Origin of the sequence: Candidatus Contendobacter odensis Run_B_J11 (assembly GCF_000531125.1) — a bacterium.
Classification (GTDB): domain Bacteria; phylum Pseudomonadota; class Gammaproteobacteria; order Competibacterales; family Competibacteraceae; genus Contendibacter; species Contendibacter odensensis.
In genome coordinates, this window is sequence record NZ_CBTK010000180.1 from 1 (window position 1) to 2410 (window position 2410).

Consider the following 2410-nt stretch of genomic DNA (forward strand, 5'->3'; position numbering starts at 1 on the left):
GCGCCGAGATAGCCAAACACGATCAGCCGACATGGCGCAGACGGGGCGCGCTGGCGCGCTGGTGGCGTGAGGCGGCTGGGATAGGGCAGCGGCAGGTAACCCACCGGCCAGCGGTTGGCCGCCGCCAACGTCTGTAACGCATCGCGGGTATGAACCAGCACCGCACAGGCTCCTTCCAGCGCATGTTCGGTCAGCGGCCAGTGTTCGGCCAACGCCTCGGCGTTCAATTCACCCGCAAAAAACTGGCGGGCGGCTCGGCGACCGGCTGAACCATAATGGTCGCTCATGGCGCGCTCATACGCCTCACGCTGACCTTGGATATCGAGATAAATCCCCAGAAACAGGTGTTGCAGCCGTAGATCATGCAGCACCACTACTCCGGGATGACGACGGCTGGTTTCCCAAATCGGTTGATGGAATAAGCGGTTGTTGCCGAGGTGATAAAAAGTCAGATCCGCCCGGTTCAAATCCGCCCAGGCGTCTCCAGTCCAGCGGCGGATCGTGGCGTACTGCTCCAGGCTGGAATCCCATTCATCCTGGCAAGCCCAGAGGGTGACTTCAACCCGCTCGGCCAAGGCCGGCAATATCCGCGCGGTATAGTGAGCGATGTCGGTGCGTGCCGGCGGTAATGGAGAAAACCAGTTAATTTTCATTGGGTCAGTGTTGAAACTACGGTTTGCCAACTGATCCGCCGTGCGGCGTAATCCTCCCGTCCGGCTTCCCCCCAGCGCCAGGCCAACGCCCGATCCTGCCAGAGTTCGTCCATCGCCTGAGCGAGGGCTTGGGGGGTCGGCGCTGCCACTCGACCGTTCTCGCCGTCGCGAATGAACTCCAGCGGGCCGCCGGAATCGGTGCATGTAATCACTGGGCGGGCGGACAGCATCGCTTCCAGAGTGACGTAACCGTAATCTTCGTCCAGCGGTGGATAAAGTACGCCGAGGGCATGGGCGTAACGATCCCGCTTTTCTTCTTCGCTGATCTCACCCAGCCATTCGATCCGTTCACCGACGCCCAACCGCCGAGCGGTTTCACGCAATTCGCGCTCGTAACCGGCATCATCGGCCATGCCCGCGAATTGGACCCGCACCGCTTCCTGAGTGTGCGCCAGCGCTTCAATCACCAAATCTTGACGCTTGGTGCGATTGATGCGGCTGGGAAAGAACAGGGGGTTGTGGGCTTCGCCGGAGTAGAAACATTCAGCGTGCTGGGGCGGGTGGTAAAGAGGGGTCGAATCAATACCACAGTAGTGTTTCAAGCGCTGGCTGACATTGCCGGAGTTGGCATAAATCGCCTGGGCCTCGGCAATATAGCGCCGGTCGGCATGATGAATCACCTCACGGATTTGCTGACCGTTAGGAAAGTGAATGAGATCGCCCAAGGGTGAATCCCACAGATCGTAGGCCGCGCGGTACTGGTGCAGAATCCACAACAGCTTGTTGGGATGCGGAATGCAGTAGGCCGGAAAGCGCAGACCAATGACCCGATCCACCCGCATTCCACAGCTTTCGCTGAGATCGAGCAGGCGACAGGCCAGAATGTGTTCAGGAATGCGCTCCGGCGGATACCATTTGAAAGGAATAGCGACGATCTCTGCGGCATGGCCCGCTTGACAGAGGGCGTTACGCAAGCCTTCGGCATGAATTTCCGCACCGCCACGCACAAAAGGAACCTGGGTCGTAGCAATCAGAATACGCATAAGAACTCGGCTCCGGTTAATTCAGATAAACCCATTTGACGCCTGCGCCCAACTCACGCACATCGTCGCTATCGCCGCCATAATAGCGGGGGATCCAGGTCGTCGTCGCGTGAATTTTGAGAATGAAATGGTCATAGTCTACTGGAAGGATAATTTCAACCGGTTGATGACTGTATAAAACCACTCGCGCTCGTAGTCGCTCTTGTTCGGCGATCTGGATAAACAGCACTTCTACCGGACTGTCGGCAATACGTGGGTGATGCGAAAAAACCGATAAGCGCAACACTCGTCCACTGAAATTGGGTAGATATAAAAAGCCGTCCTTGCCTGCCCAGCGCTGCTGGGTTTCTCCCGCCGGCTCCAACCCATACCAACCTCGGAAGAACACATTGTCATCGTTCAGCAGCGCATTGGGATCGGGTGGCTCTGGTTCGGGAACCGGGAGTTCGAGCGGTGACAAGGGTGCATCTGACGCTTCCAGAAATAGAAACCCGCCGGTTTCCTGGGCAGGACTACTCTGGAAGCGCTCCAGGTTATGTGTTGCCAACCCGGCACAAATGTTAAAAATTTCCTGCTCCGAGGCGCTCAGGGACTTCAGGTAGGCCCAGAACAATGGCGGCAGGGGCACTCCATAGCTGTCCCGCTGCTTGAGATACTCTTCTACCAGATTAATCACGTCGTAACGCACTTCACCCCGGACATTGCGGAAAAAGC

Annotated in this window: 2 protein-coding genes and 1 pseudogene; all 3 read right to left on the reverse strand. The window is 57.7% G+C overall.

Features of this window, described 5'->3' with window-relative positions; translation table 11 throughout:
* A pseudogene (locus BN874_RS11515) lies at positions 1–653 on the reverse strand (hypothetical protein); the annotation flags it as partial.
* Positions 650–1696, reverse strand: coding sequence for a glycosyltransferase family 4 protein (locus BN874_RS11520; protein WP_034433419.1), 1047 nt, complete (start codon positions 1694–1696; stop codon positions 650–652). The pseudogene BN874_RS11515 and the gene BN874_RS11520, both read right to left, overlap by 4 nt.
* Before the next feature lie 16 nt (positions 1697–1712).
* Positions 1713–2410 (reverse strand): hypothetical protein (locus BN874_RS25115; RefSeq protein ID WP_034433421.1); only part of this gene is annotated, 698 nt, incomplete at its 5' end.

Bases quoted from the DNA above. Each gene is read 5' to 3' on its own strand.
- BN874_RS11520 (WP_034433419.1), bottom strand. From the start codon at position 1,696: ATGCGTATTCTGATTGCTACGACCCAGGTTCCTTTTGTGCGTGGCGGT.